26 protein-coding genes are annotated in these 23,819 nt (G+C 63.1%); 14 read left to right on the forward strand and 12 right to left on the reverse strand.

Going from position 1 to position 23,819, the window contains the following annotated elements; all coding sequences use genetic code 11:
* Positions 1-159 precede the first annotated feature (159 nt).
* From purM to PP4_RS20715, 4 genes are all read left to right on the forward strand, one after another.
* The gene (purM, locus tag PP4_RS20700) at positions 160-1,218 is read left to right on the forward strand and encodes a phosphoribosylformylglycinamidine cyclo-ligase (RefSeq protein ID WP_016485267.1); all 1,059 of its coding nucleotides are present in this window, start codon (positions 160-162) and stop codon (positions 1,216-1,218) included.
* Entirely contained in the window at positions 1,218-1,871 is a 654-nt protein-coding gene (purN, locus tag PP4_RS20705) for a phosphoribosylglycinamide formyltransferase (RefSeq protein ID WP_016501108.1), read from the forward strand. The genes purM and purN overlap by 1 nt, the downstream gene beginning before the upstream one ends.
* A gap of 8 nt (positions 1,872-1,879) precedes the next feature.
* On the forward strand, positions 1,880-2,590 hold the full coding sequence (locus tag PP4_RS20710; RefSeq protein ID WP_016501109.1) for a DUF3108 domain-containing protein: 711 nt from the start codon (positions 1,880-1,882) through the stop codon (positions 2,588-2,590).
* A gap of 233 nt (positions 2,591-2,823) precedes the next feature.
* Positions 2,824-3,006 (forward strand): hypothetical protein, encoded by a 183-nt coding sequence (locus PP4_RS20715; protein WP_016501110.1) that lies wholly within the window; start codon positions 2,824-2,826, stop codon positions 3,004-3,006.
* Between the two features lie 45 nt (positions 3,007-3,051).
* Here the strand turns inward: PP4_RS20715 and PP4_RS20720 are convergent, their stop codons facing one another.
* The 7 genes from PP4_RS20720 to PP4_RS20750 form a co-directional block, all read right to left on the reverse strand.
* Complete coding sequence (locus PP4_RS20720) at positions 3,052-3,591, reverse strand: DUF2058 domain-containing protein (RefSeq protein WP_016501111.1); 540 nt, start codon at positions 3,589-3,591, stop codon at positions 3,052-3,054.
* A gap of 26 nt (positions 3,592-3,617) precedes the next feature.
* Positions 3,618-4,451 (reverse strand): nucleoside triphosphate pyrophosphohydrolase, encoded by an 834-nt coding sequence (mazG, locus tag PP4_RS20725; protein ID WP_016501112.1) that lies wholly within the window; start codon positions 4,449-4,451, stop codon positions 3,618-3,620.
* A gap of 124 nt (positions 4,452-4,575) precedes the next feature.
* Positions 4,576-6,816, reverse strand: a complete 2,241-nt coding sequence (gene relA, locus PP4_RS20730) for a GTP diphosphokinase (protein WP_016501113.1) — start codon at positions 6,814-6,816, stop codon at positions 4,576-4,578.
* Between the two features lie 96 nt (positions 6,817-6,912).
* Complete coding sequence (gene rlmD / locus PP4_RS20735) at positions 6,913-8,271, reverse strand: 23S rRNA (uracil(1939)-C(5))-methyltransferase RlmD (RefSeq protein ID WP_016501114.1); 1,359 nt, start codon at positions 8,269-8,271, stop codon at positions 6,913-6,915.
* Positions 8,272-9,171, reverse strand: a complete 900-nt coding sequence (cysM, locus tag PP4_RS20740; RefSeq protein ID WP_041167848.1) for a cysteine synthase CysM — start codon at positions 9,169-9,171, stop codon at positions 8,272-8,274. It lies immediately after the preceding gene.
* A 159-nt stretch (positions 9,172-9,330) separates the two neighbouring features.
* Positions 9,331-10,722 carry a sensor histidine kinase gene (locus PP4_RS20745; protein WP_016501116.1) on the reverse strand — a complete coding sequence of 464 codons (1,392 nt, stop codon included), beginning with the start codon at positions 10,720-10,722 and terminating at the stop codon, positions 9,331-9,333.
* Between the two features lie 3 nt (positions 10,723-10,725).
* Entirely contained in the window at positions 10,726-11,445 is a 720-nt protein-coding gene (locus PP4_RS20750) for a response regulator transcription factor (RefSeq protein WP_016501117.1), read from the reverse strand.
* Between the two features lie 193 nt (positions 11,446-11,638).
* Here PP4_RS20750 and PP4_RS20755 point away from each other — a divergent pair, with 193 nt between their 5' ends.
* From PP4_RS20755 to PP4_RS20770, 4 genes are read left to right on the forward strand one after another with little or no spacing between them, the layout of a single operon-like run.
* Positions 11,639-14,422, forward strand: coding sequence for a response regulator (locus PP4_RS20755; protein ID WP_016501118.1), 2,784 nt, complete (start codon positions 11,639-11,641; stop codon positions 14,420-14,422).
* 13 nt (positions 14,423-14,435) lie between these two features.
* Positions 14,436-15,425 (forward strand): 2-hydroxyacid dehydrogenase, encoded by a 990-nt coding sequence (locus PP4_RS20760; RefSeq protein WP_016501119.1) that lies wholly within the window; start codon positions 14,436-14,438, stop codon positions 15,423-15,425.
* A 31-nt stretch (positions 15,426-15,456) separates the two neighbouring features.
* Positions 15,457-15,894 (forward strand): hypothetical protein, encoded by a 438-nt coding sequence (locus PP4_RS20765; RefSeq protein WP_016501120.1) that lies wholly within the window; start codon positions 15,457-15,459, stop codon positions 15,892-15,894.
* Positions 15,891-16,295, forward strand: a complete 405-nt coding sequence (locus tag PP4_RS20770; RefSeq protein ID WP_041167849.1) for an META domain-containing protein — start codon at positions 15,891-15,893, stop codon at positions 16,293-16,295. Before PP4_RS20765 ends, PP4_RS20770 begins: the two co-directional genes overlap by 4 nt.
* 125 nt (positions 16,296-16,420) lie before the next feature.
* Here the strand turns inward: PP4_RS20770 and PP4_RS20775 are convergent, their stop codons facing one another.
* On the reverse strand, positions 16,421-16,885 hold the full coding sequence (locus PP4_RS20775; RefSeq protein ID WP_016501122.1) for a TlpA disulfide reductase family protein: 465 nt from the start codon (positions 16,883-16,885) through the stop codon (positions 16,421-16,423).
* A gap of 85 nt (positions 16,886-16,970) precedes the next feature.
* Between PP4_RS20775 and arsC the strand changes: the two genes are divergently transcribed.
* The 3 genes from arsC to PP4_RS20790 are packed head-to-tail and all read left to right on the forward strand — an operon-like array spanning position 16,971 to position 18,332.
* Positions 16,971-17,324: an arsenate reductase (glutaredoxin) gene (gene arsC, locus PP4_RS20780; RefSeq protein WP_016501123.1), complete on the forward strand. Its 354-nt coding sequence runs from the start codon at positions 16,971-16,973 to the stop codon at positions 17,322-17,324.
* Entirely contained in the window at positions 17,321-17,926 is a 606-nt protein-coding gene (wrbA, locus tag PP4_RS20785) for an NAD(P)H:quinone oxidoreductase (protein WP_016501124.1), read from the forward strand. The genes arsC and wrbA overlap by 4 nt, the downstream gene beginning before the upstream one ends.
* On the forward strand, positions 17,919-18,332 hold the full coding sequence (locus PP4_RS20790) for a DUF2069 domain-containing protein (protein WP_016501125.1): 414 nt from the start codon (positions 17,919-17,921) through the stop codon (positions 18,330-18,332). The genes wrbA and PP4_RS20790 overlap by 8 nt, the downstream gene beginning before the upstream one ends.
* A 102-nt stretch (positions 18,333-18,434) precedes the next feature.
* On the opposite strand, the gene PP4_RS20795 is transcribed toward PP4_RS20790, so the two are convergent.
* A complete protein-coding gene (locus PP4_RS20795) occupies positions 18,435-19,106 on the reverse strand; it encodes a DNA-3-methyladenine glycosylase I (RefSeq protein ID WP_016501126.1) in 672 nt (223 codons plus the stop codon).
* Between the two features lie 4 nt (positions 19,107-19,110).
* A complete protein-coding gene (gene ttcA, locus PP4_RS20800; RefSeq protein ID WP_016501127.1) occupies positions 19,111-19,935 on the reverse strand; it encodes a tRNA 2-thiocytidine(32) synthetase TtcA in 825 nt (274 codons plus the stop codon).
* A 262-nt stretch (positions 19,936-20,197) separates the two neighbouring features.
* Here ttcA and PP4_RS20805 point away from each other — a divergent pair, with 262 nt between their 5' ends.
* Both PP4_RS20805 and PP4_RS20810 read left to right on the forward strand, forming a co-directional pair.
* Complete coding sequence (locus PP4_RS20805) at positions 20,198-20,797, forward strand: Yip1 family protein (RefSeq protein ID WP_016501128.1); 600 nt, start codon at positions 20,198-20,200, stop codon at positions 20,795-20,797.
* A 131-nt stretch (positions 20,798-20,928) separates the two neighbouring features.
* Entirely contained in the window at positions 20,929-21,423 is a 495-nt protein-coding gene (locus PP4_RS20810; protein ID WP_016501129.1) for a SprT family zinc-dependent metalloprotease, read from the forward strand.
* A 171-nt stretch (positions 21,424-21,594) separates the two neighbouring features.
* Here the strand turns inward: PP4_RS20810 and fpr are convergent, their stop codons facing one another.
* Positions 21,595-22,374, reverse strand: a complete 780-nt coding sequence (gene fpr, locus PP4_RS20815) for a ferredoxin-NADP reductase (protein ID WP_016501130.1) — start codon at positions 22,372-22,374, stop codon at positions 21,595-21,597.
* Between the two features lie 118 nt (positions 22,375-22,492).
* Between fpr and finR the strand changes: the two genes are divergently transcribed.
* Positions 22,493-23,419, forward strand: a complete 927-nt coding sequence (gene finR, locus PP4_RS20820) for a LysR family transcriptional regulator FinR (protein ID WP_016501131.1) — start codon at positions 22,493-22,495, stop codon at positions 23,417-23,419.
* Here the strand turns inward: finR and PP4_RS20825 are convergent.
* Positions 23,416-23,781 (reverse strand): diacylglycerol kinase, encoded by a 366-nt coding sequence (locus PP4_RS20825; RefSeq protein ID WP_010952700.1) that lies wholly within the window; start codon positions 23,779-23,781, stop codon positions 23,416-23,418. The two genes, finR and PP4_RS20825, sit on opposite strands and share 4 nt — an antisense overlap.
* Positions 23,782-23,819: the final 38 nt, after the last annotated feature.

Consider the following 23,819-nt stretch of genomic DNA (forward strand, 5'->3'; position numbering starts at 1 on the left):
CGCCCTGCCCGTCGGCCTGAGGATGGCCGCTGCCCGGCAACCCTGATAAAATCGCGCGCCTTCACAGACCACTGATGTTTCAGGCAGCCGCCGCTTACCCGCCGGTCTTGGCCGTCATGGTCGTTTTTAAGAATCCCTCCCTCCTAAAGGCCTGGATCAATGAGCAAGCAACCCTCCCTGAGCTACAAGGACGCCGGTGTAGACATCGACGCCGGCGAAGCACTGGTCGAACGCATCAAGGGCGTGGCAAAGCGCACTGCACGCCCTGAAGTCATGGGTGGCCTGGGCGGCTTCGGCGCCCTCTGCGAGATCCCGGCCGGCTACAAGCAGCCAGTGCTGGTCTCCGGCACCGACGGGGTCGGCACCAAGCTGCGCCTGGCGCTGAACCTGAACAAGCACGACAGCATCGGCCAGGACCTGGTCGCCATGTGCGTCAACGACCTGGTGGTGTGCGGCGCCGAGCCGCTATTCTTCCTCGACTACTACGCCACCGGCAAACTGAACGTTGACGTAGCTGCCACCGTCGTCACCGGCATTGGCGCCGGTTGCGAACTGGCCGGTTGCTCGCTGGTTGGTGGTGAAACCGCCGAAATGCCTGGCATGTACGAAGGCGAAGACTACGACCTGGCCGGCTTCTGCGTCGGCGTGGTGGAAAAGGCCGAGATCATCGACGGCTCCAAGGTTGCCACTGGCGACGCGCTGATCGCCCTGCCGTCCTCGGGCCCGCACTCCAACGGCTACTCGCTGATCCGCAAGATCCTCGAAGTGTCCGCCACCGACATCGAGAACACCCAGCTGGACGGCAAGCCGCTGACCGACCTGCTGATGGCGCCTACCCGCATCTACGTCAAGCCGCTGTTGCAGCTGATCAAGAACACCGGTGCCGTGAAGGCCATGGCCCACATCACCGGTGGCGGCCTGCTGGACAACATCCCGCGCGTACTGCCGAAAAACGCCCAGGCCGTGGTTGACGTCGCCAGCTGGCAGCGCCCGGTGGTATTCGACTTCCTGCAGGAAAAAGGCAACGTCGACGAGCATGAAATGCACCGCGTGCTGAACTGCGGCGTCGGCATGGTCATCTGCGTCGCCCAGGATCAGGTCGAAGCTGCCCTGAACGAACTGCGCGCCGCCGGTGAGCAGCCATGGGTCATCGGCCACATCGCCGAAGCCGCCGAAGGCGCCGCCCAGGTCGAGCTGCAAAACCTCAAGGCACACTGATGCCGAGCAAGACCTGCAATGTAGTGGTGTTGCTGTCGGGTTCCGGCAGCAACCTGCAAGCCCTGATCGACAGCTGCCAAGGCCAGGACAGCCCGGTGCGCATCCGTGCGGTGGTTTCCAACCGCGCCGATGCCTACGGCCTGCAACGTGCGGCGGCGGCCGGCATCGACACCGTCGTGCTCGACCACACCCAGTTCGACGGCCGTGAAGCCTTCGATGCCGCACTGGTTGCGCGCATCGACGGTTTTGCCCCGGACCTGGTGGTGCTGGCCGGTTTCATGCGTATCCTCAGTGGCGGCTTCGTACGCCACTATCAGGGCCGCCTGCTCAACATCCACCCGTCGCTGCTGCCCAGATACAAGGGCCTGCATACCCATCGCCGGGCGCTGGAGGCAGGCGACGCCGAGCATGGCTGCAGCGTACACTTCGTGACTGAGGAACTCGATGGCGGCCCACTGGTCGTACAGGCTGTGGTACCGGTGGCGTCTGACGACACCGTCGAAAGCCTGGCCCAGCGGGTACACCACCAGGAACACCTGATCTACCCGCTGGCGGTGCGCTGGTTCGCTGAAGGGCGCTTGCGCCTTGGCGAACAGGGTGCATTACTGGATGGCCAGCCGCTGGCGGCCAGCGGTCACTTGATTCGATCCTAGGAGAATTTATGCGTCGCGCCCTGCTCTTGGCTCTCGCCGTGCTTGCCCTGCCCCTCCAGGCAGCTGATCTCAAGCCTTTCTCGGCCAGCTACACCGCCGACTGGAAGCAGCTGCCCATGAGTGGCACCGCCGAGCGCAGCCTGGTCAAGAATGCCAACGGTACCTGGGACCTTAACTTCAAGGCTTCCATGATGATCGCCAGCCTGACCGAGCAAAGCACCCTGCGCCTGGAAAACGATACCCTGCTGCCGCAGAAGTACCACTTCGAGCGCGGCGGCCTGGGCAAAGCCAAGAAGGTCGATTTGAACTTCGACTGGACCGGCAAGAAGGTCACCGGCAGCGACCGTGGCGATGCAGTCAGCCTGCCGCTGAACCGTGGCGTGCTGGACAAGTCGTCCTACCAGCTGGCCCTGCAGCATGATGTAGCCGCCGGCAAGAAAAGCATGACCTACCAGGTCGTTGACGGTGACGAGATCGACACCTACGACTTCCGCGTGCTGGGCACTGAAAAGGTCGCCACCAAGACCGGCCAGGTTGATGCAGTGAAGGTCGAGCGTGTGCGCGACCCGAGCCAGAGCAAGCGCATCACCGAGCTGTGGTTCGCCAAAAATTGGGACTACCTGCTGGTGCAACTGCGCCAGGTCGAGACGGATGGCAAGGAGTACGTGATCGTGCTGCAGGATGGCACGGTCGATGGCAAGCCGGTGAAAGGCAACTGATCCAGCACCGCCTGCTACCCCCAAAGCCCCGCCCAGTGCGGGGCTTTTTCATGCTTTCCGGGGCCGCTCTGCGGCCCTGTCGCGACACAAGGCCGCTCCTGCTAAAAGCCAGGCCCGGGAGCCGTACATGAAACTTGTTTCATGGCTGTTTTATTTACTTAGCCTGCTAACAAACTCTATAAAGAAGGTGTGCGACACACTGTCGCAGCCAACTGAAGAAGTGGAGTTTACCGATGACAGTCCAAGTAACCGAACGCGACGAATCGAAAATGTCCCACGAAGGCCTGGCCGCTGGCGTGCGGATCTGGGATGTGCACCAACAAGGCCAACTGGTGGGCATGTTCCACAATGAACACGAAGCACACCAGTACCGCGCAGAGCTGGAAGTCCTGGAAAGCCAGCGCACCACGCAGTGAGCACTCTTCAAATGAAAAACCCCGCCAAGGCGGGGTTTTTCGCGTTTACCACATGAGGTCGTCCGGGATCTTGTAGGCAGCGTACGGGTCGTCTTCGTCCGCTTCCTCGACATGGGTGTTGAGCAACAGGATGCGGTTGGGGTCGCGCTCCTGGATCTTCACCGCCGCCTCACGGGGAATGACCTCATAGCCGCCGGCATGGGCCACGACCGCCAGTGCGCCGTTACTCAACCGGGTCCGCATCAGGGCGTTGACGGCAATGCGCTTGACCTTCTTGTCATCGACGAAGTTGTAGTAATCCTCGGTGTTCAGCTTGGGCAGGCGCGTGGCTTCGATCAACTGCTTGATCTGTGCGGCACGGGCTTTCTGCTCAGCCTTTTCCTGCTGCTGGCGGTTCAGTTCCTGGTCGCGCTTGACCTTTTCGGCCATGGCTTCCTTGGCGATGCGCTGTTGGCTGTCGTCGACTTCGACCTGGCCTTTGTGCTCCATGCGCTTCTGTTTCTTTTCAGCTTTGTTGGTCTGCGAGACCTGTTTCTGGTTGACCAGACCGGCTTTGAGCAATTGGTCGCGAAGGGAAAGGCTCATGAATGTTCACTCACTTATGCAACAGCTCAGCCGCAGCTGGGCAGGTTCTTTTCCTGACGTTTGGCTTCACCCCAAAGGGCGTCCAGTTCGTCAAGGTTACAATCTTCAATGGGGCGGCCACTGTCGCGCAATGCTTGCTCGATAAAACGGAAACGTCGCTCGAACTTGCGGTTGGCACGGCGCAGGGCATTTTCAGGGTCTTGCTTGAGATGGCGAGCCAGGTTGACGGCGGCAAACAACAGGTCGCCGACCTCATCCTCGATCGCATCGGCATCACCGTCGGCCATGGCCTGCAGTACTTCATCCAGCTCTTCGCGCACCTTGTCCAGCACCGGCAATGCTTCGGGCCAGTCGAAACCGACCGTGGCCGCACGTTTCTGCAGTTTGGCTGCCCGTGACAGGGCCGGCAAGGCCGACGGTACATCGTCGAGCAGCGACAATTGCTCGGGCGTGCTTTTCTCGGCACGTTCCTGCGCCTTGATCTCTTCCCAGCGTGACTTGACCTGGGCCTCGTTCAGGCTGGGGGTGTCCAGCGGCGCATAGAGCTCGCCAGTGGGGAATACATGCGGATGGCGGCGAATCAGCTTGCGGGTAATGCTGTCCACCACGCCATCGAACTCGAAACGCCCCTCTTCCCGGGCCAGTTGGCTGTAGTAGACCACCTGGAACAGCAAGTCGCCTAGCTCACCCTGCAGGTGCTCGAAGTCGCCGCGCTCGATGGTGTCGGCGACCTCGTAGGCTTCCTCGATGGTGTGGGCAACGATACTCGCGTAGTTCTGCTTCAGGTCCCACGGGCAGCCGTACTGCGGGTCGCGCAGACGGGCCATGAGGTGCAGCAGGTCTTGGAGGGTGTAGGTCATCTAGGCAGGTCCTTCGGCGGTGGCTTCTTCGCGGGCTTGCCCGCTCCCCCAGGATGGCTACAGGATCGAGTACCTGTAACGTACCTGTGGGAGCGGGTTTACCCGCGAAGCAGGCGCCCCGGTCTCAAGGGGTTCTATTACGCCGCGTCTCGATGATGTTCGGCAACTGCGAAATTCGTCCCAGCAGGCGCCCCAGCGCGTCCAGGCCCGGAATCTCGATGGTCAGCGACATCAGCGCCGTATTGTCTTCCTTGTTCGAGCGGGTGTTCACCGCCAGCACGTTGATCTTCTCGTTCAGCAGCACCTGCGACACATCGCGCAGCAGCCCTGGGCGGTCGTAGGCGCGGATGACGATGTCGACCGGGTAGGTCTGCACCGGGATCGGCCCCCAGCTCACCTGGATCATGCGCTCCGGCTCCTTGCCCGCCAGTTGCAGCACCGAGGCGCAGTCCTGGCGGTGGATGCTCACGCCTCGGCCCTGGGTGATGTAACCGACAATGGCATCGCCCGGCAGTGGCTGGCAGCACCCGGCCATCTGCGTCAGCAGGTTGCCGACCCCCTGAATCTGGATGTCACCACGCTTGCCGGTACGCGGCCCGGAAGGCTTGCGCGGCACCAGCTCGATCTGCTCGATACGCTCGGGCTCCAGCAACTGCTGAGCGGCGTTGACCAGGTGGGCCAGGCGCAGGTCGCCCGCGCCGAGCGAGGCGAACATGTCCTCGGCGGTCTTGACGTTGGTCTTCTCGGCCAGCCGTTCGAAGTCCACCTGCGGCAAGCCCAGGCGGCTGAGCTCGCGCTCGAGCAAGGTCTTGCCGGCGGCGACGTTCTGGTCACGCGCCTGCAGTTTGAACCAGTGCACGATCTTGGCCCGCGCCCGCGAGGTGGTGACGTAGCCCAGGTTGGAGTTCAACCAGTCACGGCTGGGGTTGCCGTGCTTGCTGGTGATGATCTCCACCTGCTCACCGGTCTGCAGGCTGTAGTTCAGCGGCACGATACGGCCGTTGATCTTGGCACCCCGGCAGTTGTGGCCGATCTCGGTGTGCACACGGTAGGCGAAGTCCAGCGGGGTGGCCCCTTTGGGCAGGTCGATGGCGTGGCCGTCAGGGGTGAACACGTAGACCCGGTCCGGCTCGATGTCGACCCGCAACTGCTCGACCAGGCCACCGATGTCGCCCAGCTCTTCGTGCCATTCCAGCACCTGGCGCAGCCAGGAGATCTTCTCTTCGTAATGGTTGGAGCTGGGCTTGACGTCGGTGCCCTTGTAGCGCCAGTGGGCACAAACCCCCAGCTCGGCCTCTTCATGCATGCCGTGGGTGCGGATCTGCACTTCCAGCACCTTGCCCTCGGGGCCGATCACTGCGGTGTGCAGCGAGCGGTAGCCGTTTTCCTTGGGGTTGGCGATGTAGTCGTCGAACTCTTTGGGGATGTGCCGCCACAGCGTGTGCACGATACCCAGCGCGGTGTAGCAGTCGCGAATTTCCGGCACCAGCACGCGTACTGCACGCACGTCGTAGATCTGGCTGAATTCCAGGCCTTTGCGCTGCATCTTGCGCCAGATCGAATAGATATGTTTCGCCCGGCCGCTGATGTCGGCATTGACGCCCGTGGCCAGCAGCTCGTTCTGCAGCTGGTTCATCACGTCGCTGATGAAGCGCTCGCGGTCCAGCCTGCGCTCGTGCAGCAGTTTGGCGATCTGCTTGTACTGGTCGGGTTCGAGGTAGCGGAAGGACAGGTCTTCCAGCTCCCACTTGATGTGGCCGATACCCAGGCGGTGCGCCAGCGGCGCATAGATGTCGAATACCTCACGCGCGACACGCAGGCGTTTCTCGTCGTCGGCGGCCTTGACCGCACGGATCGCGCAGGTACGCTCGGCCAGCTTGATCAGTGCCACACGCACATCATCGACCATGGCCACGAGCATCTTGCGCAGGTTCTCGACCTGCGCCTGCGAGCCCAGCACCAGCGACTGCCGCGGGCTGAGGCTGGCGCTGATGGCGGCCATGCGCAACACGCCGTCGATCAGCTTGGACACCACCGGGCCGAACCGCTGGCTGACCTCGGCCAGGGTCACCTTGCCCTCGCGTACCGAACGGTAGATGACCGCGGCCACCAGGGAATCCTGGTCCAGCTTGAGGTCAGCCAGGATTTCGGCAATTTCCAGGCCCGCCTGGAAGCTGGACGTACCGTCCGCCCAGGAATGCTTGGCCGGGTTGCCCTTTTTCTCGATCTCATGGGCAAACTCGCAGGCTTCTTTGAGCGCTGCGCGATCCAGTGCCGAATCGACGCTTACCACATGGTCCAACCATCCTTCGAGATTGATACTGCCGTCGGTGTTGACCGGCTGGTGCACTCTCACCTGTACCATCTTTGTTTTACCTTTCCATACAGCGCACCACGCGGGTGCGCTGGCGATCACCGTGTGGCTGCCATTCCATGGAAGCCACACCAAGGGGCCAGTCTGCTAGCCCGCTTCGAATAACGCCATGGCCTCGACATGCGCCGTTTGAGGAAACATGTCGAGAATCCCGGCCCTTTTTAACCGGTACCCCTGGCCGACCAGCACCTGCGCGTCTCGCGCCAGCGTGGCCGGGTTGCACGATACGTAAACCAGCCGTTTGGCCTGGAGGCGTGCGATGCCTTGCACCACCTCGAACGCACCGTCGCGCGGTGGATCCAAGAGTACCGCAGAAAAGCCCTCGGCGGCCCATCCGGTGCCTGCCAAAGGCTGCGATAAATCGGCCTGAAAAAACCGTGCGTTATGCACATTGTTGTTCCGGGCATTGGCCGCGGCCCGATCGACCATGGCCTGTACACCTTCGACAGCCACCACCTCGCGGGCCTTGCGGGCCAGCGGCAGGGCAAAGTTGCCCAGGCCGCAGAACAGGTCCAGCACCCGCTCGTCGGCCTGCGGCGCGAGCCAGCCCAGGGCCTGCTCGATCATCGCTGTGTTGACCTGGGCATTCACCTGCACGAAGTCACCTGGGCGCCAGGCCAGCTCAAGCTGCCACGGCGCCAGGGCAAAGCCCAGTTGCGCGGCAGGGTCCACCGGCGCCGGCTCATCTTCACCTTGCAGCCACAGCTGGGCATTGGCCTGTTCGCAGAACGCCTGCAGCTTTGCCAGGTCTTCTGCCGGCAGCGGCGCAACGTGGCGCACCAACACCGCCTCGGCGGTGCCACTGAACAGTTCCACGTGGCCCAGCGCCTGCGGTTTGCTCAACGAGCGCAGCACCGTCGGCAAGTGGCGCAGAATCGACTGCAAGGGCTGTACCAGCACTGCACAATCGTCGATGGCAATGATGTCCTGGCTGGCTTCGGCACGGAAGCCCACCTCCAGCTGACGCGCCTTGACGTCCCAGCGCACGGCCACACGGGCCCTCCGCCGGTAGCCGAATTCCGGCCCGCTCAGGGGTGCGGCCCATTCCTCGGGTTGCACGCCGGCCACCCGCTGCAGTTGCTCGGCCAGGGTGCGCTGCTTGAGCGCCAGCTGCGCTTCATGCGGCAGATGCTGCAGGTTGCAGCCACCACAGCGCGCATAATGGCGGCACGGTGCCTCACGGCGCTCAGGGCTGGCCTGCAGCAGACGCTCCAGGCGGGCCTCGACCACTTTGCCACGGGCGTTGAGCACCCGCGCCTCCACGGCCTCACCGGCCAGGGCACCACTGACGAACCAGGTGCGCCCGTCGAGGAAGGCGATGCCACGGCCGTCACCGGCCAGGCGCTCGATGTCCAGGCGCTGCTTCTTGCCCACGGGGACCTGGGGAGTGCGGTTGCCGCCGGCCGGCTGGAAGCGCAGGCCACTGTTGCTTTTTTTCTTGGACATTTAGCTCGGATCAAACAGGCCGGTGGACAGGTAACGGTCGCCGCGGTCGCAGATGATGGCGACCATCACGGCATTTTCCACTTCGCGGGAGAGGCGCAGCATGGCTGCAACCGCACCACCTGAGGACACGCCGCAAAAAATGCCCTCTTCACGGGCAAGGCGGCGGGTGGTGTCTTCGGCTTCCTGCTGCGACATGTCGACCACGCGGTCGACGCGGGTGGCGTCGAAGATTTTCGGCAGGTATTCCTCGGGCCATCGGCGAATGCCCGGAATGGCCGAGCCTTCCATAGGTTGCAGCCCGATGATCTGTACCGCCGGGTTCTGCTCCTTGAGGTATTGCGAGCAGCCCATGATGGTGCCGGTGGTACCCATGGAGCTGACGAAATGGGTAATGTTGCCCTGGGTCTGCTGCCAGATCTCAGGGCCGGTGCTGTTGTAGTGGGCAATCGGATTGTCGCCGTTGGCGAACTGGTCGAGCACCAGGCCGCGGCCTTCGGCCTGCAGCTTCTCGGCCAGGTCGCGGGCGCCTTCCATGCCCTCCTCCTTGGTCACCAGGATCAACTCGGCGCCATAGGCGGTCATGGCGGCCTTGCGCTCGGCGGTGGAGTTGTCGGGCATGATCAGGATCATCTTGTAGCCCTTGATCGCCGCCGCCATTGCCAGGGCGATACCGGTGTTGCCGGACGTGGCTTCGATCAGGGTGTCGCCGGGCTTGATCTGGCCCCGCAATTCGGCGCGGGTGATCATGGACAGCGCCGGGCGGTCCTTCACCGAGCCGGCAGGATTGTTACCTTCGAGCTTGAGCAGGAGGGTGTTGCTGGTTTCACCAGCAATGCGCTGCAGGCGAACCAGGGGCGTATTGCCGACGCAATCGGCGATGGTTGGGTACTGCAAGGTCATGGTGTATTTCACAATCCGGACGGCAGGGGCGCCTATCATACCGGCAAACCCCTCGCGGCCATATCACGCAATCTGTGGTCCATATAGCTACAAGCTATATCGATGACCTGTGCGGGCCTCTTCGCGGGTAAACCCGCTCCCACAGGTACGCCACTGGCCTCAAGAGTAGTGGTAACCCTGTGGGAGGGGGTTTGCCCGCGAAGAGGCCGGTACATGTAACGGCAATCGCATCCACAGCCGCAGCCCATGCTTGCCATTCTGCGCCCACAAGGTGCCACCTTGGCGCTGGATGGCACTGCGGGCGATGCTCAAGCCCAGGCCAAAACCACCGTCCCCCGGCCGAGAACCGTCCAGCCGCGAGAAGGGTGCGAAGATCCGCTCCAGGTCTTCTTCAGCCACACCGCCACCCTCGTCCTCCAGCCACAGCCACCAATAACTGCCTTCGCGCTGCCCACCCAGGCGCACCACACCCTCAGGCGGCGAGTGACGAATGGCATTGCGCAAGATGTTTTCCAGCGCCTGGGCCAGATGGTTGAGGTTGCCTTGCACCCAGCAGTCGGCCGGTACTTCGCAGCGCAGGCGCGCGGGCGACCAACCACTCTCGTAGCTGGCATTTTCGGCCAGCAATTCCCAAAGCGCGTGGACTTCGATGGGTTCCAGGTTCATCGGCGCACGCTCGGCGTCCTGCCAGGCCAGCTGCAGGGTGTCCTCCACCAACTGCTGCATGCAGTCCACTTCACGGGTCAGGCGCTCGCGCAGGCGCTGCAGGTCGGTTTCGCCGTCGCAGGCCACCCGTAACCGGCTCAATGGCGTGCGCATTTCGTGGGACAGGTCGCGCAGCAACTGCTGCTGCATGGCCACAGTGCCCTGTAGCCGCTCGGCCATCTGGTCGAAAGCGCGGGCCAGCTCGCCCAGTTCGTCATGCCGGGCAATGGTGCGCGAGTCGAGGCGCGCCGATAGCTGATCAGCGCGCCAGGCATTGGCCTGCTCACGCAGCTGGTTCAGCGGCACGATCAACATACGGTACAGGCCCACGCACAACAGCAAGGTGAACAGGCCAGGGATAATGCCGTTGGTGACGATGCGCCACAGCAACCGGTACTGGTCCGGGTTGAACCGCTGCGGCAGTTCGATCACCAGCATGCCCTGCTCCGGTGCCCCCGGGAACGGTATGCGTACCCACGGCTGGTCGACGCTGCGCCGGCTCATCGGCCAGTCGACACCGCGCAGACGCGTCAGTCGCTGCATGATCTGCGGATCGAGAGTAGCGCTGTCGAGCGGTCGCAGGTTGATATCGAGCACGCCAACCCAGCCCCGTTCGCGCTGGTGCATCGCCGTCACCCACTGGTCCAGCCCTTCCCGCCCACCACTGCGCCACGCCTGCTCAGCCTCACTGGCGTAGCCTCGCAGCGTCTGCCGCGCCGGTTCCGAGAGGAAGGCATTCTGGATTTCCATATGCCGGCCCCACGTGTAACTGAGGCCGATCATCAGCAGGCAAAAGCCCACCAGCAGGATGGCCAGCTTCCAGAACAGCGAATGGCGGTCAAGCATGGCTCACTCTGCCTCGCCGGTGCTGAGTACATACCCCTTGCCCCACACGGTACGGATCTGCCGCTCGTGATAGCCGATCCCCTTGAGCTTGCGGCGGATCTGGCTGACGTGCATGTCAAGGCTGCGGTCGTGCCGCGAATAGCCGCGCTGCAACACCTGCTGGTAAAGGAACGGCTTGCTCAGCACATCATCGAAGTTGCGGTTGAGGATGTCGAACAGCCGGTACTCGCTGGGGGTCAGGCCTGCCAGGCGGCCATTCAGGCGTACATCGCACAGCCCCTCGTCGAACTGCAGCTCGCCGCAGGCAGCCTGCTCCTGCGGGGCTTGATGACGGCGTTCGAGGGCCACCCGGCGCAGGATTGCCTCGATGCGCACCTGCAGCTCGGCCATGCTGAAGGGCTTGGGCAGGTAATCGTCGGCCCCGCGCTGGAAGCCACTGATGCGGTCGGCCTCGGCACCCAGCGCCGACATCAGGATCACCGGCGTAGCGCTGCGCTTGCGCAGCTGCGCCAGGGCGTCCAGGCCGTTCAGCCCGGGCAGCAGAATATCCATGAGCACCACATCGAAAACCTCGCGACCAGCCGTTTCCAGTCCCTCCAGCCCATTACGGCACCAGGTGACCTGGAAGCCGCCACGTTGCAGCTCTTCGTGCAGGTAGGCACCCAGGACCGGGTCATCCTCGATGGCGAGGATATTGGAGTTGTAAATAGTTACAGGATTCATTGGCAACTGCCATGCATTCTCAATTGCGCAATTATTGAGTATCCACTACCGGTCAGGCAACCGCCCTGCGACCAATGCCCCGGCAACAACGCAAAACAGCGACTAAAGAGGTGCAATAGCGCTGCAGGCGGAGTAACTTCCCGGCTTGGCCGTCATCGCTTGACGGCTTCCAGGCACATCACAGGAGGCGAGTGTGCTCGATCGCTTGGGAATCCGCAGCCGGGTTCTGCTACTGGCCCTGCTGCCTGCCGGCCTGATGGCCCTGGTGCTGGGCAGTTACTTCACCTGGCTGCAACAGAACGACCTGCGCACCCAGCTATTGCAACGCGGCAAGATGATCGCCGAGCAACTGGCGCCATTGGCTGCGCCTGCCATGGCCCGGCTTGCGCCCGCACAGCTGGAGCGCATTGCCGCGCAAACCCTGGAACAGGCCGACGTACGCGCCGTTGCCTTCCTGGCCCCGGACCGCACGCGCCTGGCACACGCCGGCCCGAGCATGCTCAACCAGCCTCCCAGCGGGGGTACCGGCACGCAATTGCTGCAGCGCAGCGGCAATGACGCCACCCGCTATTTGATGCCCGTATTCGGCCACCACCGCGACCTCGCCACCGATGCCGTGCCGGCCGAAGCCGAGCGCCTGCTGGGCTGGGTCGAGATCGAGCTGTCGCACGACGGCACCCTGCTGCGCGGTTACCGCAACCTGTTCACCAGCCTGCTTCTGATCCTCGCCTGCCTGGTGCTCAGCGGCCTGCTGGCGCTGCGCATGAGCCGCACTATCAACGACCCCATCGAACGCATCAAGCACGCGGTCAACCAGCTCAAGGACGGCCACCTCGAAGAACGCCTGCCGACCATGGGCAGCCATGAGCTGGACGAGCTCGCCCGCGGCATCAACCGCATGGCCGAAACCCTGCAGAACGCCCACGAAGAGCTGCAGCACAGCATCGACCAGGCCACCGAAGACGTGCGCCAGAACCTGGAAACCATCGAAATCCAGAACATCGAGCTGGACATGGCGCGCAAGGAGGCCCTTGAGGCCAGCCGCATCAAGTCGGAATTCCTGGCCAACATGAGCCACGAGATCCGCACCCCGCTCAACGGCATCCTCGGCTTTACCCATCTGCTGCAGAAAAGCGAGCTGACGCCACGCCAGCTGGACTACCTGAACACCATCGAGAAGTCCGCCGACAACCTGTTGGGGATCATCAACGAGATCCTCGACTTCTCCAAGATCGAGGCCGGCAAGCTGGTGCTCGACAGCATTCCGTTCAACCTGCGCGACCTGATCCAGGACACCCTGACCATCCTCGCCCCGGCCGCCCACGCCAAGCAGCTGGAATTGCTCAGCCTGATCTACCGCGACACCCCGTCTTCGCTGATCGGCGACCCGCTGCGGCTCAAGCAGATCCTCACCAACCTGGTCAGCAACGCCATCAAGTTCACCCGCGAAGGCACCATCGTCGTGCGCGCCATGCTCGAAGACGAACACGAAGACAGCGCGCAACTGCGCATCAGCGTGCAGGACACCGGTATCGGCCTGTCGCCGCAGGAGGTGCGCACGCTGTTCCAGGCCTTCAGCCAGGCCGACAACTCGCTGGCACGCCAACCCGGCGGTACAGGGCTGGGGCTGGTGATATCCAAGCGCCTGATCGAGCAGATGGGCGGCGAAATCGGCGTCGACAGCACCCCGGGCGAGGGCTCGCAGTTCTGGATCAGCCTTAACCTGCCCAAAGCCCACGACGACCTCGAGGAGCAGCCGATGCAGCCGCTGCTGGGCCGTCGCGCAGCCATCGTCGATGGCCACGAGCTGGCACGCCAGGCGCTGGAGCACCAACTGGAAGACTGCGGCCTCAGCGTTAGCCTGTTTGCTTCCTACGACCAGTTGCTGCAGGCGGTTCAGGCTGCCAGCCAGGCCGGCCTGCCGTTCGAGTTCGCCGTGCTCGGGGCCAACCTGGGCAACCTTTCGCCCGAGCAACTGGGCCACTACCACCAGCAACTCGAACGTTACCACTGCCAGTGCGTGGTGCTGTGCCCGACCACCGAGCAGGCGCTGTACCACCCGTACCTGCCCAACGGCCATGGCCAGTTGCTGTCAAAGCCCACCTGCACCCGCAAACTGCGCCGCCTGCTGATGGAACTGGTGCAACCGCGCCGCCCGCAGAGCGAGGCTCAGAGCCTCAACGGCCAGCGCCAGCCGAAGGTCCTCTGCGTCGACGACAATGCCGCCAACCTGCTGCTGGTGCAGACCCTGCTCGAAGACCTGGGCGCCGAGGTGCTGGCCGTCGACAACGGCTATGCAGCGGTACAGGCCGTGCAGGATGAACCGTTCGACCTGGTGCTGATGGACGTGCAGATGCCCGGCATGGACGGCCGTGTCTGCACCGAGCAGATCCGTCTCTGGGAAAACACCCAAAGTGGCAACCCGTTGCCGATCGTCGCCCTTACCGCCCATGCCATGGCCAACGAAAAACGCGCCTTGCTGCACGCCGGCATGGACGATTACCTGACCAAGCCGATCAGCGAGCGGCAACTGGCCCAGGTGGTGATGAAGTGGACCGGCCTGAGCCTGGGCGTGCCGCAACAGGCGCAGGCCGAGCAAGCGACCAGCAGTGATGACCTGAAGGTGCTCGACCCCGAAGAAGGCCTGCGCCTGGCGGCGGGCAAGGCGGACCTGGCGGCCGACATGCTGAGCATGCTGCTTTCGTCGCTGGACGCGGACCGCGATGCCATACGCGCTGCTCGCGAGGCGGACGACCGCGACCGCCTGATAGAACAGGTACACCGCCTGAACGGTGCCTCGCGCTATTGCGGCGTGCCGCAGCTGCGCGCCGCGTGCCAGCGCAGCGAGACCTTGCTCAAGCAGGAACACCCACAGGCGCAGCAAGCGCTGGATGAGCTGGACGGCGCAATCAGCCGGCTGGCGGCGCAGGCCAGCCTAAGTGCATGGCCGCTGCTGTGGCCTACACAGCATTTGTAGGAGGAGCCTCACCATGCGCACCCTGTTGTTCAGCAGCCAGCATTACGACCAGGAAAGCTTCACCCAGGCCGCCCGCGGCAGCGCGCTGGAGCTGCATTTCCAGCCCGCTCGCCTGACCCTCGACACCGCCGCCCTGGCCAGTGGCCATGAAGTTGTTTGCGCCTTCATCAATGACGAACTCGACGCCCCGGTGCTCCAGCGCCTGGCCGAAGGCGGCACACGCCTGATCGCACTGCGTTCGGCCGGCTACAACCACGTCGACCTGGCCGCTGCCAAGCGCCTGGGCCTTGCCGTGGTACGCGTGCCGGCCTACTCGCCCCACGCCGTGGCCGAACACGCCGTGGCACTGATCCTGGCCCTCAACCGGCGCCTGCACCGGGCCTACAACCGCACCCGCGAAGGCGACTTCACCCTGCACGGGCTGACCGGTTTCGACCTGCATGGCAAAACCGTCGGCGTGGTCGGCACCGGCCAGATCGGCGTTGCCTTCGGCCGCATCATGGCCGGCTTCGGCTGCCAACTGCTGGCCTACGACCCTTACCCCAACCCGGAGCTGCTGGCCCTCGGCGCGCGCTACCTGACCTTGCCCGAATTGTTGCGCGAAGCCCGTATCATCAGCCTGCACTGCCCGCTGACCGAGCACACCCGGCACCTGATCAATGCACAAAGCCTGGCCCAGCTGCAGCCCGGCGCCATGCTGATCAATACGGGCCGTGGCGCACTGGTCGACACCCCGGCACTGATCGAGGCGCTGAAAAGCGGCCAGCTTGGCTACCTGGGCCTGGACGTCTACGAAGAAGAAGCCCAGCTGTTCTTCGAGGACCGCTCCGACCTGCCGCTGCAAGACGATGTGCTGGCCCGCCTGCTGACTTTCCCCAACGTGATCATCACTGCCCACCAGGCCTTCCTTACCCGCGAGGCGCTGGACGCCATTGCCGCGACCACGCTCGACAACATCAACCGCTGGGCGGCAGGCAATCCACAGAATCTGGTAATGGGTTAGTGCTAGGATACGCGGCATTTCTGGAGGACCCATGGTCGAGCACGATTTCCGCTACACCCTTTTCAACCCGCAACACACCCTGATCGAGTGCCGTGCACTGGTGCCGGGCCGCTATCAGGTCACCGGCAACGGTGGTTCGATGCATAAAGGCGACACCCTGCTGGTGACCCTCAAGGGCAGCAAGGATTTGTCCATGCGCTTGACCGTGGACAGCGTGCGCCACTTGATCAATCCGCGCGGCCAGTGGGTCGCCGTGGCCAGCGGACCGGTGTTCAACGAACTGGAAATTCTCACCTGGCAGGTCGAGTGCGACAGCTGCGACGCCGTGCTGGATTTTGAATTTGCCGTGGACGCCAAGCTGGGCAAGAAAGCCCGTCAGCCCGCCGCCAGCGCACGCATTGCCGAACTGGGTTGGGCCAGCCGTGGCGAAAAACACCTGTGCCCGCGTTGCCAGGAGAGCGCCGAGTGAAGAATCTGCTGACCGGCGTGCTGATTGCCACCGGCCTGCTCGGCTGCGCCGCAGAACCTTCAAAGCTGCAGCAGGAGCGCAGCTACGTGCTGGAATGGATTGGCGAGCGCCCGCTGATCGACTACAGCCACCTGACCCTGACCTTGGCCAGCGACGGCCGCGCCTACGGCAATGGCGGCTGCAACCACTGGTTTGCGCCGTATACGCTGGAGGGCGAGCGCCTGAGCTTCGGCAAGGTCGGCAAGACCCGCAAGCTGTGCGCACCGGCGTTGATGGAGCAGGAAAAGCGCTTTTTGCAGGCGCTGGAAACGGTAGAGCGCTGGGATGTGTCGCCGGTGGAGCAGATGCGCTTCTGGCCGGCCGAAGGCAAGCCGCTGCGGTTCTGGCCTGAAGAAGGCTGAATCACTATACCTGTACCGGCCCTATCGCCGGCAAGCCAGCTCCCACAGGTACTGCACAGGGTTCATATGCTGTGCAGTAACTGTGGGAGCTGGCTTGCCGGCGATAGGGTCGGTACAGGCTGACTTCAGGCGCCTTTCAGGGCCTTGATCTTGGCCTGCAGCCCTTCCAGGGTCTGCTCGCCCAGCAGCTGTTCGCGCACCTTGCCCTTGTCATCGATGATGTAGGTCACCGGCAGCGCCTCGCTACGCGGCAAGTCATAGCGCTCGGCCGGGTCCTGGGCCAGCACGGTAAAACCGATGCCCAGGGTTTCAGAGGCCTGTTTCAGGTCCTGCCCCTGCAAGCCATCGAAGTTCACCCCCACCACCTTGATGCCATCGGCCGCCCACTGCTTGGCCGCCGTGTTCAGCTCCGGGATTTCGGTACGGCACGGCCCGCACCATTCGGCCCAATAGTTGAGCACCAGCCAGTGCCCTTCGATCTGTTCGGCCTTAACCGTATTACCGTGCTGGTCCACGCCATAATCGGCACCGCAACCACCGAGCAACAGGCTCGCGGTGATGGCCAGTACTGCTGCCAGACGCCTTGCCATGGGTCAATCCTTCTCGAGTTTTAAAGCAAATGAGTCAGTCGCTGCGGTTAGAATAGCCGCCACACCCAGCTGGATGCGACCCGACATGACTGACCTGACGCTCTATCATAACCCGCGCTGCTCGAAATCCCGCGGCGCGCTGGAACTGCTCGAAGCCCGTGGCCTCGCCCCGACCATCGTGCGTTATCTGGAAACCCCACCCGACGCCGCCACGCTCAAGGCCCTGCTCGCCAAGCTGGGCATCGCCCCGCGGGAGCTGTTGCGTACCGGCGAGGACGAATACAAAACGCTGAACCTCGCCGACCCGGCGCTGACCGACGCACAATTGATTGATGCCATGGCCCAGCACCCTAAACTGATCGAACGGCCGATTCTGGTCGCTGGTGACAAGGCCGTGGTCGGCCGCCCGCCGGAAAAAGTGCTGGAGATCCTGCCGTGAGCGCGCCCTACATCCTGGTGCTTTACTACAGCCGCCATGGCTCGACCAGCGAAATGGCCCGTCACATCGCCCGCGGAATCGAACTGGCCGGCATGGAGGCGCGCCTGCGCACAGTGCCTGCTATCTCTACCGAATGTGAAGCGGTGGCACCGGACATTCCGGCCAGTGGTGCGCTGTACGCCACCCTGGACGACCTTCGCCACTGCGCAGGCCTGGTACTGGGCAGCCCGACCCGCTTTGGCAACATGGCAGCGCCGCTGAAGTACTTCCTGGATGGCACCAGCAGCCTGTGGCTGGGCGGTGAACTGGTCGGCAAGCCGGCGGGCGTGTTCACCTCTACCGCCAGTTTGCACGGTGGCCAGGAAACCACCCTGCTGTCGATGATGTTGCCGTTGATGCACCACGGCATGCTGGTGATGGGCCTGCCGTACAGTGAGTCGGCCTTGCTGGAAACCCGCGGCGGCGGCACCCCTTACGGCGCCAGCCACCATGCAGGGGCCGATGGCAAGCGTGAGCTTGATCAGCACGAAATTGCCCTGTGCCGCGCTCTGGGACAACGCCTGGCGACCACGGCCAAGGCCCTGGAGGCCGCGCGTGGCTAAAAAGCCCAAGGTGTTGCCGCCGCTGGAATGGCTGGCACCGCGCCTGCGCCTGACACGGGCGTTGAGCCTGGCGTTTTTCTTCGGCCTGATCGGCCTGCTGCTGGTGAACAACCTGTGGTTCGCCAACCTGCATGGAGCGCGAGTCGGGGTGATTCTGGCAATAGAGCTGGTGCCACTGCTGCTGTTGTTGCCGGGCATGCTGACAGGCAGCGCGCGGGCACATGCCTGGGCCTGTTTCGTGGTGAATATCTATTTCATCAAGGGCGTGCTGGCGGCGTTCGACCCGGCGCGGGCGGTGTTTGGCTGGGTTGAAGTGCTGGCGAGCCTGGGGTTGTTCATTGCCGGGCTGCTGTATGTGCGCTGGAAGTTCCAGCATGAGCGGCGCATGGCGGGCGAAGGGAGTTGAATTTTTCGCGGGCTCGCCCGCTCCCACAGGGATCGCGCCCCACTTGAGGCCTGTGCTGGACCTGTGGGAGCGGGCATGCCCGCGAAAAGGCCGACACAAATTTCAATGGTTGACGGTATGTGCCAGCATCACCGACAACTGGCACAGCGGCCGCCCACTTTCTTCATGCCACTGGTTGAACGCCTGTTGCACCAAGGCCAGGTCGCGTTGACTGGTCGGCTGCTTGTCGATCACCTTCTGTGCAATCAACGCCGCCGCCATGTCATCGGTAGGGATGAAGGTATCCTTGCCAACCATGCGCAAAAAGCGCGGCGCCGACAGCCCGCCCAGCTGGTTACCGTGCTTGGCCAGGTACTTCCACAAGCCGACAATGTCGGTCACCGGCCAGTCGGCGATGAAAGCGCCAAAGCTGCCCTTCTCCTTCGTCACGTCGAGGATCATCTGCGCATTGCGCGGTACGCTCCTGAGCTTGCCCAGGTGGCGGATGATGCGCTCGTCCTGCATCAGCCGCTCCAGGTGCTCGGCGCCCATCAGCACGACCTTCTCCGGGTCGAAGCCGAAAAACACCTGCTCGAATGCCGGCCACTTGGCATCCACCAGGCTGTGCTTGAGCCCCGCGCGGAACACGCGCAGGGCCAGGGTCGACAGGTAGCGGTCGTCGCTGATACCGCGCAGTTGCACAGCTGTGCGCGGTTGCGGCAGGAAGGCCTCCAGCGCCTGGGCCGAGCCAAAGCGGTTCAGGCAGTACTCATGCAGCCACTGGTAATCGCGCATGGGCTCAGATGTTCAGCACGTCGAGGAAACGCGGCGTGGCGTTTTCGTCGATCTTCAGGCCGATGAAGTCGAACAGGTTGCGGTCGGCCAGTTGCGACGGCGCCACGTTCTGCAGGGCACGGAAGATGCTCTCGGTACGGCCCGGGTGCTTGCGCTCCCACTCCACCAGCATGTCCTTGACCACCTGGCGCTGCAGGTTTTCCTGCGAGCCACACAGGTTGCACGGGATGATCGGGAATTCCTTCATGTCCGAGTAGGCCTGGATGTCCTTCTCGCTGCAGTAGGCCAGCGGGCGGATCACCACATTGCGGCCGTCGTCGGCCCGCAGCTTCGGCGGCATGCCCTTGAGCGCACCGTTGAAGAACATGTTGAGGAAGAAGGTTTCGACGATATCGTCGCGGTGGTGCCCCAGCGCCATCTTGGTCGCGCCGATTTCGTCGGCGAAGGTGTACAGGGTGCCACGGCGCAGGCGCGAGCACAGGGAACACGTGGTCTTGCCCTCGGGTACCAGCTCCTTGACCACCGAGTAGGTGTCCTTCTCGACGATGTGGTACTCGACGCCCAGCTCTTTGAGGTAGGCCGGCAGCACGTGCTCAGGGAAGCCTGGCTGCTTCTGGTCCATGTTCACCGCGACGATCTCGAACTTGATCGGTGCCACCTTCTGCAGGTGCAACAGAACGTCGAGCATGGTGTAGCTGTCCTTGCCGCCAGACAGGCAGACCATGACCTTGTCGCCATCCTCGATCATGTTGAAGTCGGTGATGGCTTCGCCGGCGAGACGACGCAGGCGTTTTTGCAGTTTGTTCTGGTTGACCGAGAGGGTGCCCATAGCGCTTGGATCCGCGAGGTGTGACAAAAGCCGGCTATTTTACGCACAAACGCAGCATCGCTGTAGGCATTCCGATAAAGACTTCGATGTAATCAACAGGCCCCCTGACAGCGCAATTTGCTCTAAAAAGCACGGTTCGTGCCGGTAACCGCTTCCTATACTGCGACATAAGGCCACATTACCGCTTGCATCGGTGTTCGGGCCTCGGGCCGCTTGCGCTCCATCTGGGGGGCGTTTGGCAACATTGAGAGGAGTGATCGGCATGATTCATCACGTTGTGGGGCTGTTTACCCATCCCGATCAGGAATGGCGGGAAATTCGTGGCGAAGAAGAAACCATCAGCCACATGTACCTGACGCACACCTTGATCCTGGCGGCGATCCCTGCCGTTTCCGCATTCATCGGCACTACCCAGGTGGGCTGGGTAATCGGTGACCGGCCAGCCGTGATGCTCACCATGGAAAGCGCCATCTGGATGAGCATCATGTCGTACCTGGCCATGCTCGGCGGTGTGGCGGTAATGGGCGCGTTCATCCACTGGATGGCCCGCACCTACGATGCCAATCCGTCCATGGCGCAGTGCATCGCCTTTGCCACCTACACCGCCACACCGTTGTTCATCGGCGGCTTGGCGGCGCTGTACCCGCACCTTTGGCTGGGCATGCTGATCGGCACTGCTGCTATCTGCTACACGGTGTACCTGCTGTACGTCGGCTTGCCGACGTTCATGAATATACCGTCCGACGAAGGCTTCCTGTTCTCCAGCTCGGTGCTGGCAGTGGGCCTTGTGGTACTGGTGGCGATCATGGCTGCCACGGTAATTATCTGGGGACTGGGCGTGGGGCCCGTCTACACCAACTAGAACACACTCAACCAACACTGGGGCATCAACCAGGGGCCGCCGCAAGGCGGCCTCTGGCTGTGCGCAGACCGGTGGCACGGCAGGCCGCCGATGCTTGCGGCATAATGCCCGGTCAGGAGAACCGCCCCACCATGCCCGAGCTGCTCAAACAACGCGTCGAAACCTGTTACCAGCAAGCCGAAACCTTTTTCAAACGCCCCTTCCCGCGCCCGGAAGTCAGCTTCAAGCTGCGCGGGCAAAAAGCCGGCGTCGCCCACCTGCACGAGAACCTGCTGCGCTTCAACCTGCAGCTTTACCGGGAAAACCAGGAAGACTTCCTGCGCCAGACCGTTGCCCACGAAGTGGCGCACCTGGTGGCCCACCAGTTGTTTGGCGACCGCATCCAGGCCCATGGCGAAGAGTGGCAATTGATCATGCGCGGGGTGTATGAGCTGCCACCCAACCGTTGCCACAACTATGAAGTGCAACGGCGCGTGGTAACCCGCTACATCTACCGCTGCCCTTGCCCGCAGGGTGATTTCCCGTTTACCGCACAGCGGCACAAGCTGGTGCGCCAGGGGCGGCGGTACCTGTGCAAACGCTGCCGGGAGATTCTGGTGTACAGCGGCGAGACTCGCGTCGAATAGGGGCCGGCCTCATCGCCGGCAGCCAGATCCCACAGGTACTGCACAGTTCCTGAACCCTGTGCAGAACCTGTGGGAGCGGGCGAGCCCGCGAAAAGGCCGGCACAAGCAATGCAAAAATCATCGGCACAAGAAAGGCGACCCGGGGGTCGCCTTCTAGTACCAGCCTGCGTCTTACTTCTCGACGAAGGCACGCTCGATCAGGTAGTCACCCGGCTCGCGCATGCGGGCGGAGACTTTCAGGCCGAAGCTGTCCAGCACTTCGCTGGTCTCGTCGAGCATGCTCGGGCTGCCGCAGATCATCGCACGGTCGTCCTGCGGGTTGATCGGTGGCAGGCCGATGTCGCTGAACAGCTTGCCGCTGCGCATCAGGTCGGTCAGGCGACCCTGGTTTTCGAAAGGCTCGCGGGTCACGGTCGGGTAGTAGATCAGCTTGTCGCGGACCGACTCACCGAAGAACTCGTTCTGCGGCAGGTGCTCGGTGATGAACTCGCGATAGGCCACTTCGTTCACGTAACGCACGCCGTGTACCAGGATCACTTTTTCGAAGCGCTCGTAGGTTTCCGGGTCCTGGATGACGCTCATGAACGGCGCCAGGCCAGTGCCGGTGCTCAGCAGGTACAGGTGCTTGCCCGGGTTCAGGTCGTCGAGCACCAAGGTACCAGTAGGCTTCTTGCTGATGATGATCTCATCGCCTTCCTTCAGGTGCTGCAGCTGCGAGGTCAGCGGGCCGTCAGGCACCTTGATGCTGAAGAACTCCAGGTGCTCTTCCCAGTTCGGCGAGGCGATGGAATAGGCACGCATGAGCGGACGGCCGCTTTCCTGCTGCAGGCCGATCATCACGAACTGACCGTTCTCGAAGCGCAGCCCCGGGTCGCGGGTGCACTTGAAGCTGAACAGGGTGTCGTTCCAGTGGTGCACACTGAGGACACGTTCGTGGTTCATGTTGCTCATCGATGGGGCTCCTGAAGAAAAACGCGGCGCGCAAAACGCGCAGTTGCGCGATAGTTTAGGGGCAGCGACAATATCTGTTAACTGGATTATCAAGATATGTGTTATCGGTTATATCGATATGCGATTCACACTCCGTCAACTGCAAGTCTTCGTCGCCGTCGCACAGCACCAAAGCGTCTCCCGGGCCGCTAGCCTGCTGGCGTTGTCGCAGTCGGCCGCCAGCACTTCCATCACCGAACTGGAGCGGCAATCGAGCTGCCAGCTGTTCGACCGTGCCGGCAAGCGCCTGGCGCTCAACGCCCTGGGCCATCAACTGTTGCCACAGGCGGTGGCCCTGCTCGACCAGGCCAAGGAAATCGAAGACCTGCTTAACGGCAAGTCCGGTTTCGGTTCGCTGGCGGTCGGCGCCACATTGACCATCGGCAACTACCTGGCCACCCTGCTGATCGGCAGCTTCATGCAGACCCACCCGGAAAGCCAGGTCAAGCTGCATGTACAGAACACAGTGCATATCGTGCAACAGGTCGCGCACTACGAAATTGATCTGGGTCTAATCGAAGGTGACTGCAACCACCCCGACCTGGAAGTGCAGCCGTGGGTCGAGGACGAACTGGTGGTGTTCTGCGCGCCGCAGCATCCACTGGCCAAGCCGGGCCGGGCTGATATCGAAAGCCTGTCGCAAGAGGCGTGGATATTACGCGAGCAAGGCTCAGGCACGCGCCTGACCTTCGACCAGGCCATGCGCCACCACCGCGCCAACCTCAACATCCGCCTGGAGCTGGAACACACTGAAGCAATCAAACGCGCGGTGGAGTCGGGCCTGGGGATTGGCTGCATTTCGCGCCTGGCCCTGCGGGACGCCTTCCGCCGGGGAAGCCTGGTACCGGTGGAAACCCCGGAACTGGACCTGATGCGCCAGTTCTATTTCATCTGGCACAAACAGAAGTACCAGACCTCGGCCATGCGCGAGTTTCTGGAGCTGTGCCGCAACTTCACTGCGGGCTATACCCGCAGTGATGAAATCGTGCTGCCGCCGATCGCTTAAAGCAGGATCACACCCCACACCAACGCCACCATGGTCAGTGCCACCAGTTGCGCGGCGCTGCCCATGTCCTTGGCGTTTTTCGACAGCGGGTGGCGCTCCAGCGAGATACGGTCGATGGCCGCCTCCACCGCCGAGTTGAACAGCTCGACGATCAGCCCCAACAGGCACACCGCAATCATGATCGCCCGCTCGGCACGGCTGACCGGCAGCCAGAAGGCAATCGGGATCAGCAGCACGTTAAGCAGCACCAGCTGGCGGAATGCGGCCTCACCCTTGAAGGCGGCACGCAGGCCATCCAGCGAGTAGCCGGCGGCGTTGAAGATACGTTTCAGGCCGGTCTGGCCCTTGAATGGCGATGTCATGTGAGTCACTTCACAACAGAAAGGCCAGCAGACTAGAC

It is taken from the genome of Pseudomonas putida NBRC 14164 (genome assembly GCF_000412675.1).
Classification (GTDB): Bacteria; Pseudomonadota; Gammaproteobacteria; order Pseudomonadales; family Pseudomonadaceae; genus Aquipseudomonas; species Aquipseudomonas putida.

Bases quoted from the DNA above. Each gene is read 5' to 3' on its own strand.
- purM (WP_016485267.1), top strand. From the start codon at position 160: ATGAGCAAGCAACCCTCCCTGAGCTACAAGGACGCCGGTGTAGACATC.
- purN (WP_016501108.1), top strand. From the start codon at position 1,218: ATGCCGAGCAAGACCTGCAATGTAGTGGTGTTGCTGTCGGGTTCCGGC.
- PP4_RS20710 (WP_016501109.1), top strand. From the start codon at position 1,880: ATGCGTCGCGCCCTGCTCTTGGCTCTCGCCGTGCTTGCCCTGCCCCTC.
- PP4_RS20715 (WP_016501110.1), top strand. From the start codon at position 2,824: ATGACAGTCCAAGTAACCGAACGCGACGAATCGAAAATGTCCCACGAA.
- PP4_RS20720 (WP_016501111.1), bottom strand. From the start codon at position 3,591: ATGAGCCTTTCCCTTCGCGACCAATTGCTCAAAGCCGGTCTGGTCAAC.
- mazG (WP_016501112.1), bottom strand. From the start codon at position 4,451: ATGACCTACACCCTCCAAGACCTGCTGCACCTCATGGCCCGTCTGCGC.
- relA (WP_016501113.1), bottom strand. From the start codon at position 6,816: ATGGTACAGGTGAGAGTGCACCAGCCGGTCAACACCGACGGCAGTATC.
- rlmD (WP_016501114.1), bottom strand. From the start codon at position 8,271: ATGTCCAAGAAAAAAAGCAACAGTGGCCTGCGCTTCCAGCCGGCCGGC.
- cysM (WP_041167848.1), bottom strand. From the start codon at position 9,171: ATGACCTTGCAGTACCCAACCATCGCCGATTGCGTCGGCAATACGCCC.
- PP4_RS20745 (WP_016501116.1), bottom strand. From the start codon at position 10,722: ATGCTTGACCGCCATTCGCTGTTCTGGAAGCTGGCCATCCTGCTGGTG.
- PP4_RS20750 (WP_016501117.1), bottom strand. From the start codon at position 11,445: ATGAATCCTGTAACTATTTACAACTCCAATATCCTCGCCATCGAGGAT.
- PP4_RS20760 (WP_016501119.1), top strand. From the start codon at position 14,436: ATGCGCACCCTGTTGTTCAGCAGCCAGCATTACGACCAGGAAAGCTTC.
- PP4_RS20765 (WP_016501120.1), top strand. From the start codon at position 15,457: ATGGTCGAGCACGATTTCCGCTACACCCTTTTCAACCCGCAACACACC.
- PP4_RS20775 (WP_016501122.1), bottom strand. From the start codon at position 16,885: ATGGCAAGGCGTCTGGCAGCAGTACTGGCCATCACCGCGAGCCTGTTG.
- arsC (WP_016501123.1), top strand. From the start codon at position 16,971: ATGACTGACCTGACGCTCTATCATAACCCGCGCTGCTCGAAATCCCGC.
- PP4_RS20795 (WP_016501126.1), bottom strand. From the start codon at position 19,106: ATGCGCGATTACCAGTGGCTGCATGAGTACTGCCTGAACCGCTTTGGC.
- ttcA (WP_016501127.1), bottom strand. From the start codon at position 19,935: ATGGGCACCCTCTCGGTCAACCAGAACAAACTGCAAAAACGCCTGCGT.
- PP4_RS20805 (WP_016501128.1), top strand. From the start codon at position 20,198: ATGATTCATCACGTTGTGGGGCTGTTTACCCATCCCGATCAGGAATGG.
- PP4_RS20810 (WP_016501129.1), top strand. From the start codon at position 20,929: ATGCCCGAGCTGCTCAAACAACGCGTCGAAACCTGTTACCAGCAAGCC.
- fpr (WP_016501130.1), bottom strand. From the start codon at position 22,374: ATGAGCAACATGAACCACGAACGTGTCCTCAGTGTGCACCACTGGAAC.
- finR (WP_016501131.1), top strand. From the start codon at position 22,493: ATGCGATTCACACTCCGTCAACTGCAAGTCTTCGTCGCCGTCGCACAG.
- PP4_RS20825 (WP_010952700.1), bottom strand. From the start codon at position 23,781: ATGACATCGCCATTCAAGGGCCAGACCGGCCTGAAACGTATCTTCAAC.